Source organism: Rhodococcus sp. APC 3903, assembly GCF_030407755.1.
GTDB lineage: Bacteria > Actinomycetota > Actinomycetes > Mycobacteriales > Mycobacteriaceae > Rhodococcus_F > Rhodococcus_F erythropolis.
Window position 1 is genome coordinate 1 of the sequence record NZ_JASDCV010000048.1, and the last position, 8,136, is coordinate 8,136.

The 8,136-nt window shown below is 59.1% G+C and carries 5 protein-coding genes and 3 pseudogenes; 4 read left to right on the top strand and 4 right to left on the bottom strand.

What is annotated here, in order from left to right; translation table 11 throughout:
* The first annotated feature begins 344 nt into the window (after positions 1–344).
* The 3 genes from QMA15_RS31515 to QMA15_RS31525 are packed head-to-tail and all read left to right on the top strand — an operon-like array spanning position 345 to position 1,467.
* Positions 345–860, top strand: coding sequence for a hypothetical protein (locus QMA15_RS31515; RefSeq protein WP_290288841.1), 516 nt, complete (start codon positions 345–347; stop codon positions 858–860).
* The gene (locus QMA15_RS31520; protein WP_290288843.1) at positions 857–1,087 is read left to right on the top strand and encodes a hypothetical protein; all 231 of its coding nucleotides are present in this window, start codon (positions 857–859) and stop codon (positions 1,085–1,087) included. The genes QMA15_RS31515 and QMA15_RS31520 overlap by 4 nt, the downstream gene beginning before the upstream one ends.
* An 11-nt stretch (positions 1,088–1,098) precedes the next feature.
* The gene (locus QMA15_RS31525; protein ID WP_290288845.1) at positions 1,099–1,467 is read left to right on the top strand and encodes a hypothetical protein; all 369 of its coding nucleotides are present in this window, start codon (positions 1,099–1,101) and stop codon (positions 1,465–1,467) included.
* Positions 1,468–1,751: 284 nt separating this feature from the next.
* On the opposite strand, the pseudogene QMA15_RS31530 reads toward QMA15_RS31525, so the two are convergent.
* The 4 genes and pseudogenes from QMA15_RS31530 to QMA15_RS31545 all read right to left on the bottom strand — a co-directional run.
* Positions 1,752–2,201: pseudogene (locus QMA15_RS31530) on the bottom strand (transposase); the annotation flags it as partial.
* A 61-nt stretch (positions 2,202–2,262) separates the two neighbouring features.
* Positions 2,263–2,400, bottom strand: a pseudogene (locus QMA15_RS31535) (short-chain dehydrogenase); the annotation flags it as partial.
* 17 nt (positions 2,401–2,417) lie between these two features.
* Positions 2,418–3,572 (bottom strand): annotated as a pseudogene (locus QMA15_RS31540) (IS21 family transposase); the annotation flags it as partial.
* Positions 3,573–3,584: 12 nt separating this feature from the next.
* Positions 3,585–3,836 carry a hypothetical protein gene (locus QMA15_RS31545; protein WP_290288847.1) on the bottom strand — a complete coding sequence of 84 codons (252 nt, stop codon included), beginning with the start codon at positions 3,834–3,836 and terminating at the stop codon, positions 3,585–3,587.
* Positions 3,837–5,000: 1,164 nt separating this feature from the next.
* Between QMA15_RS31545 and QMA15_RS31550 the strand changes: the two genes are divergently transcribed.
* A partial coding sequence (locus QMA15_RS31550) for an SdrD B-like domain-containing protein (RefSeq protein ID WP_290288850.1) occupies positions 5,001–8,136 on the top strand: 3,136 nt, incomplete at its 3' end.

An 8,136-nucleotide genomic window follows, 5' to 3' on the forward strand; every position in this document is an offset into this window, starting at 1 on the left:
CGGGGCATCGTGGACCTCTCTCGGGTGCATCAATGCCTGAAGTAAAACAAACGAATTCCGGAAAAATCGGGGTAAATCAAAGTCTCCGGAAACTCCGGTTCGATTCAAAGTGTCGTGCGAAGCGTGCCTGATTTACGTCTTTAGTGCTCGACTGCGATAGCCGTTCGACGGCACGCCGACGCTTTTCAGAACCAGCCTTTTTGTATTTGATTGGGTTATCTTGGGTTTTGCTTGACCAAATGAGGCGGATCTGACATCGAAAGATGATCACGTGCGCCACCTTCGAGGGGAGAATCGGTACGAAGAAACGACCCAGACCCAGGTTTACAGTCAGAGCAAGGGCGGTGCTCGCGGTAACAGCGGCAGCGCTGCAACTCGGCGTCCGCAATGCAGGCGCCGATCCAAACTCGGTTACCACCGTGTCAGAGCAGGGAACAGCGTTATCCTGGTCGACTGGCGCGGATTCGGATGCGCCGACGAGCCGAAGCGCGCCGACTGTCACGTACGAGTCCGTCGAATTGCCCGATGGTGCACAGACTCTCATTCACATCAACAGTGCGGATGCGCCGAACCGGTTCGAGTTCCCGGTAGCTCTTCCGGAGAGCGCTCGCCTCGAACGCATGGATGACGGAAGCGTGAGCCTGAATGTCAATCGCCTACCCAACGGCGGTTTCCAGGCTCCCTGGGCAAAGGACGCTGCGGGCGACGAAATTCCGACGCGTCTCGAGATCGAGGGTACGACCCTCGTGCAGATCGTTGACTTCGACGAGAACACACAGTTCCCCGTGGTCGCGGATCCTCGTTTCGACTGGGGATCGTCTCAGGGCATGCCTGGTTTAATCGTGAGGAGACTCGCGTGATGGCCGCCGTCGGGGCTGGTGGCATCGGGGTTCTTCCCTGGCTTGCTTTGGTTCCGCCGCCTTTCAGTGCCGTGATCGCATCCAACCTGGTCAACATCTCGGCATGGGCAATCGCTGCACAAGCGACAGGTAAGTGCTTGGCGCTCAAATTCGTTGCTACAAGCTCGTTCTGGCCGCCGGCCATCGGTGTTACCCCGCTGCACCACACAGGATCTGACTGCTACTAAGTTGGGGATTCATGAAGACGAAACCAGTCGTCGTCGTTGTTGTTGCCCTTCTTCTCGCACTCGCTTCCTACACGGTGGCGAGCTGGATATCGAGCGACACTTCTTGGGGTAGCTGGGTTTCCGCTGTATGCCTTGCCAGTTTGGTCGTCCTGTCTGTGTGGACCATGCGCAACATCGATGCTGAACCGGCGAAGATCATTCTCACGGTCTATTCCGTGACTACATTGTCCGCCGCCCTGGCCGCCCTGGTCGCGGAGAGCTATACCCGGGCAGTCGGTATCGCTGCAGCGTCAGTGGTGTTTGTTGCGTTCATGGCAGACAGGCGAGGGAGAGCATGGCTCAACCGCCTCGGCGGTGAAAACAGTGCCCCGGACCGCTAACCGGACAGTCCGCGGTTCAGCAGTGCGGCGAGAGCGAAGTTCAACCCAGATAAGGTTCGCACCAATCACATTGGTGCGGACCATATTTTGCGGATCATTGCCGCTCGACCGCGCTCACCGATCGCTGGCCTGGACGATTCGGCGGTGTTTCGTGTCCGAGAAAGGAAGGAGAGTAGAGAACAAGGGTTTGTCGACCGCGCGAGGTGAGTAGTGCGTGTGGTCGAGTTGTCCTGGCAACGAAGGTACGTCGCTCGAATTCAGTTGAGTCTTGCTCTGAGGGGTGATTAGGCGGCTGCAGGTGTGTGCTCCTGGGTCGGGGGCGCTGTGGGGCTCCAAGTCCTGTGGTCGCGGATCAGAGCCCAGAGGAAATTGGTCCGGCGTCTCGCGAGCGACATGACCGCGGCTTTCCCACGCTTGCCCTCGGCCTTCTTCTTCTCGAAGTAGATCTTGGATTCGGGGCAGAACCGAATGCTGTGAAGGGCGAACAAATACATCATCCTCCGTAGTTGCCGGTTGTAGCGGTACGGGCGATGAAGTCGCCCAGTGGTTTTGCCGGAATCTCGGGGCACCGGTGCCAAACCTGCGTAGGAGGCCAGGCGGTCGGGGGAGGCGAATGCTTCGATGGTGCCGATTGCGGCCAGGAATTCAGCTCCGAGGCGGGGACCCATACCCGGCATGCTGATTACGATCTCGGCGAGTGGGTGTCGGCGGAAGCGGCTTTCGATTTTCGCGTTCAACTCGACCAGCAGAATGTGGGGGCGGAGTACATCTCGTGCGAGGTCGCCGACCAGTTCGGCGGGTGGTGTAACCGCCGTCGGCGAAGATCGTCTGTCCGGTAATCCACCACCCTTCGTCTGCGAGGAAGCGGATGATTGGGGCGATGTCGTCGATCCAGTGCAACTGGTTCTTTATTGCCTGCGATTTGTGGAACTGATGAGTTGGCGGGTTCAGCCGGCGTCACCGTCGGTTTTGCGGGCTCAGCCCAGAACGCGTCATGACTTGAGGTGAATGTTCCATTTCTGCGAGCTGCAGGCAAAGCGCTCGCTCCTGGCAGTGCACCGGGTTTGGTGCGTAGCGCTTCCAGGTAGTGGTGGAGATCGAGGCTGTGGCCGCCTTATAGTGACGACGCGACTGTGACGTGCGATTACCGTCCGGCCGTCGAAGGTCACTACTTCCGATGAAGACGCGCTGGGACAGAGTATTTCACCATCTGGATGGGGATCAACGCTGACCGATTGACTCGGGGAGTTAATCGAGGACAGGAGGGGGTTGAGTTCTCGTCTGACTCAGGCGGCAGGGGCGGTGTCGCTACTGCGAGGTCCTGCCCAACGGCCCGGATTCGATCGTTGATGCGGCGGCTGTTGTCGGCTGTGTCCCAGGCGCGGATTTTCTCGTTGAGCTCATCGAGTGAGTCGACAACAGGCATCGGGGACAACCGGTTTCGGCGGAATCGGCCCTCTTCCCCCCACAACCCCGTCTGTCTCGTGCGCCTCGGAGATGTCGCGTCGAACCCGAAGTGAGAGCGAAAGAACAACCATCGCGGGTTCTCGACCCGAGATCGAGAGTGCCCATAGAATCACCTTCTGCACTGCGCTGATCAAATTGTCGTAGCTGATGTGACAGGTCGGGACACCGCCGATCTCGTCGAACGCTGCGATATATCCTTCGGCGGACGCTTCCGGACCTTGCGTCGAGTACGCACGGTGCACAGCTTTCCCCGAGTGCTGGAGACGCAAGGTGAACATATGACATTTTGTTTTTCACCCCGGTCAACATCTCCCACACTTCACCGAAATTGACTCCGACCTCAGCTCCGGGAGCGTTCGCTGCGACGTCCGGCGTCGATCTGCGCTCGTCGGACCCGCACGTAATCCCACACCGTCGAATACGACAAATCTTGCGCCCGTGCTCGTCGGCAAGTCTGGCCAGGATTCGGCGAGCCGTGTGACGTTGCTTGCGGGTGCGTCGATATCTGCGGTAGGCATGGCGTCGATCGCGTTTTTTAACGGATTGAGCTTCGGTGAACGACGCACCGGAACCTTTCTCGGCGGCTGTGCGTGCGCCAACGCCATCCGTACTCTCGCCCGACGGATCTGATGCCGGCGAGGAGTTCTCGATCATAGTGGGAAACTTTCATTCCCGGTTTTTCGCAGCGTCTTTGTGTAGCGCCACTCCACGGCAAGCATCGTGCCTGCGACGATGGTCCACGAGACTATGAGAGTGAACGCCCACAGTGCGGAGAACATGAACACCACAGCGAGAATGGCGCCGAATGCAATGGGGATGAGCATCGACTTCCACCAGTCGAGCGTGAAGAGGTAGTGGATGGCCCACTGCAGAGCGTTGCCAGGTCTTGAATCTTCGTTCACGACTGGTGCCTTTCTACGTTCATAGTGCCTATCGGAGAAGACCATCGAGGGCGGGAGGAGTCGAGAGCCTTACGCTCACCCGGAAGCCGCACCAACTATCCCCATCGATCGAGCATGCAGATCCTCCGCTCACGCCGCCGCCTGGTTGGTCGTAGCAGTACGGAACTCGTCGATCCGAATGCGGCACGACTCCGTACGCAACGCCTCCACACCGGCGAGCGCAGTCAGGAACGCAGTCAGGAACGCAGTCGTGAGCCTATCCGAGTCGTCATCAAGAAGAGGGCATTCGAAGATCTCATACGGTTCAACCAGTAGTCAGCGAACTTGCGTCGCATCTGAACAAAGATCACTCATGCTGCGTGCCAATCCTTTTCGTGATCCGAAGTCGCATCCTTCCGATCCGCGATCTGGTTACGGGCACGAGGAGTAATCAGCTCCAGAACTCCGAGCCCAACAAGAGCCGCGATGATCGACAGGAACGTCAGCGGGTAGGTCCTGGGGCTCTGCGGCCTTGCCTCGAGCACGCTGTCGATACTTGGCAGCGGATCGTCTGGCCGCTAACGTGCGCTGGAAATGTTGCCGTACACCGCCGACGGTTGGTGCATTTGGAGTTGAATCGCCATTTCAGATGCCGAGATCTTGTTTGCCGGAGAAAGTTGCAGGAAAGTGACTGAACATCAGTCGGTATTTCGCTCCGGGCGGCGTGTAGTGGCACCGCCGACTGATGGCGTAGCAAGCAAGCAAGCAAGCAAGGCGGGCGGCGCGCCTTTGCTGCAGACTTCGTCGATGCGGTGTACAGCTGCAAGCTTGTTTTCTGCTCCACGCTCGCGCTTTCGGAGTGAATGGAATTCATTCTCACGGCAGAGGGCGCAACTGTCAACAGCCCCCATGAGTTGTAGATCCAGTTTCTTGGCGGCCTATCAAATTTCTTCAACTTGGATCGAGGATCGAAACCGAAGGTAGCTGTGGTGTAACGGACGGACCGTTTTCTGATATAACAAGCTGAGACCGGCATCGGCTAGTGCGCGAGACGGATCCTGTTGGGCAGTAACGCGCCCGCACTCTCAGTAGCCCGTGTGTGCATTGCACGGGGAAAGAACGGCCGGCGTCCTACGGCGGCCGTGGCCCTCATTCGTGCTCGGCAAGTCAAGAGAGATGACAAGTATGACTGCAACTGCGATCCGTCGTATCGGGAGGCTGCGGCCACCACCGTTGATGCCGTCCCGTGGCCACGGACGATTGGGAAGGCACTGCTCATCGGCTGCGATTGCTCTTCTGCTGGCGGGCAGCGGAATAGCTCTCTCTGCCCCGAATGCGTATGCGGCAGTGGATCAGATCACCTTGTCCGTCGCATCCGACGGCACCGCCCCATTCGATTCGATAGATGTCGATGCCAGCAACGGGAAGGTTCGCACGAACGACACCGTGACGTACAACTGGCAGTACACCACTGATGGCGCTGAGGGGCGGACTGTCTCGTTTGTCCAGACCCTCGATGCACCTACGCCTGCGGCGGTGACGTTCGCCCCAGAGAACATCACTCAGTGCACAGGGGAGGGGGGTGGATCCATTAGTTCGGATGGACGTACGTTGACCTGCAATATCGCACTGCCCCCCAACAGTTCGGGTTCGGTGCCGATCAGCGTCCGCGTGGGGGGTGCGGCCCGAAACGGTGAGCAGATTTCCACGACGCTGGCCGCTGGAGGTAAGACAAGCGCGCCGGTGCTGACTGACATCGTCGCCATGCCGCAACTGAACTTGAGTAAGAAGCACTACAGCTATCCGACCACCAGTATTGTCGACGGCGTTCAGGGCGTGACAATGACATACGGGGTGGCGGTCGAAGGTCCACCGTTGGCCAAAGGATCAGAGTTGGTGACCGAGGACCTGCACTGGATCGACGATCTCAGTCAGGTGTCTCCGAACGCGAAGCTTGTGAACTGCGGTCCGAATACTCTGGCCACGAGACTGCCCAACAGCAAGATTGGGATCAATCCATCTGCTATTCCGGCGAATTCGGTCACCGATTCAGGAACCATTGCATGTACACAGACAGGGGGCGCAGGAACCCCTATTCAGGTAGCTGTGACAGGAGCGGACCTCTCCGGTAGCCATCTGCCGTCGAATTATCCGAACACCGCATTCCTGGCAACGTACAACATCATGGTGTTCATCCCGGCGTCCGACATCGTCTCGGCACCCGAAGGTAGATTGTCCATTACCAATCAGCTGACCGGGTTCGACCCGAACGGTGTATCGGGGCAGTCGAACTTTGGTGAGGGCTTTGAGCCTGGCGGCGCTCCCGACGTCGGTCTGTGTGCGTTCGATGCCAACAACGCCGGTCGTGCAAACGACAACTGTTGGTCCAGCTTCATCGATTCCGGTGCCGGACCCGCCGGGAAATTGCTCACGGACAGCGACAAAGTCTTTGGTCCAGTAGGGGGCGCGACGAGTTTGAATTCGGGTAACGGCACTGTCGCGGCGGGCACAAAGTACTTCACCCAGCTGCGGCAGGACGCAGGTGCGGTGACGACGTTGCCGCCAACTGCGATGTGCGACAGGTGGGATCCGTCGACGCAACAGATCGTCGGTCCAGGCGCGATGTACCACACAGGCCTCGGCGCTCCTGGAATTGTGACCTCGGGTTACATAGTTGAATATGCAGTGCTGCCCATGTCCTCCGACGATGATCGGCGCGCTGCCTCCTGCGATAGGGGCACCTGGTTCTCGAGCATCGACGCAGCTGGAGGGCCGGCGGTGGTCAATGCCGTCCGAATCACCCCGGATTGGTCCCTGCAACCAGGACAGGGCCAGCGCCTGCATATCCAGTTCGTCGCGATGGACAACGAGGCAGGAACCATCATCGGCGACTGGGCGGGTACCAGCGCGAAAGCCACGGGCGGATCGTGGGGGCAGTCCACGTATGTCAAAGAGACACACGCGGGGGGCCTCGGTGGGCGGTTGTTTCTTACCGGAGCGACGTTGAGAGTGACTAAGGGCACCGTCCCGGCCGCAGTGACCGATGTCTTCGCCGGTGAGCCGATTAAATACGAGCTGAAGCCACGTGTGTTCAATGCCTCTCCGGTGGATAACCAAGCGCCGGTGACAGGCGTCAAGGTCACCGATACGCTCAGCAGCTGCGTCGTATATCAGGAGGGCAGCTCCAGTGTTCCAGTAGCAGTAGCCCCAGGAAACAACGGTGCCGACGGCGTCCCCTGCACCGGCGACGTCGGCGAGACAGGTCAAACATTGGTCTTCGACCTCGGAGCGGTGACGGCGAATAACGCGATCGCGCCGATTACCTATGCCGTGACGACGCAGGCAACTACGCCGGAGAACACTCACGCACCCAACGTCGCGGTCATTTCCTCGGATACCGCTGTGGCGGAGGATCTGGCGTTGCGCACCACGCGCTACGACGTGATCATTCGTAACCAGGCGCAGTTCGCAGTCGCTAAGACGGTCGACACGCCGACCGTCGAAATCGACAATCCATACGCATACACGATCACCTACCGCAACCTGACATCGCAGGTCATTGACAAAGCCCAGCTGATCGATGTGCTGCCTTACAACGGCGACAGCCGCGGCACATCCTTTACCGGGACAACGGCATTCGCCGGGACAGGGTCCGTTCCGAGCGGCGTTGTGGTCGAGTGCACGACGGATGCACCCGCGACGATCAACGCTGATCCTGCGGCGAACACCACGATCTGGTCGAGCGACTGTCCCGCTGAAACAACAGGCTTGCGCCTGACAGTATCGAGTGTCCCAGCTGGTGGTGTGGGCGCGGTGAAGGTCAATTTCACCCCGACGGAGAACACTGCCGCCGATGTCTACGTCAATGATGTTGCCGGTGCTCGTTCCTCGTCGTCGGACTTGTTGATTCCACCGACACCTTCGGTGCGCGTGGACGTAGTGTCCTCGAGTATCGGCGATTTCGTCTGGCACGATCTCAACGGCAACGGAATTCAAGATTCGGGCGAGCCGGGCATCGCGAATTTCCCCGTCACACTCTCCGGTAACGATTCGAAGGGGAACGCGGTCACCTTGTCGACGACCACCGACGCGAACGGGAAATACCGTTTCGACGGATTGCGTTCGGGCACATACACAATAACTTTCGACCCATCCGGATTGGGGGTGGGAGAGAGCTTCACGACGGCGCATGCCGGCAGCGATGGCATGCTTGATTCCGACGGAGATTCGGTCACAGGAAAGACGGATCCGATTTCGTTGGGTATCGATAGCCAAGACCTCGGATGGGACCAGGGCGTCGTCACCGAAACGACTACCACCC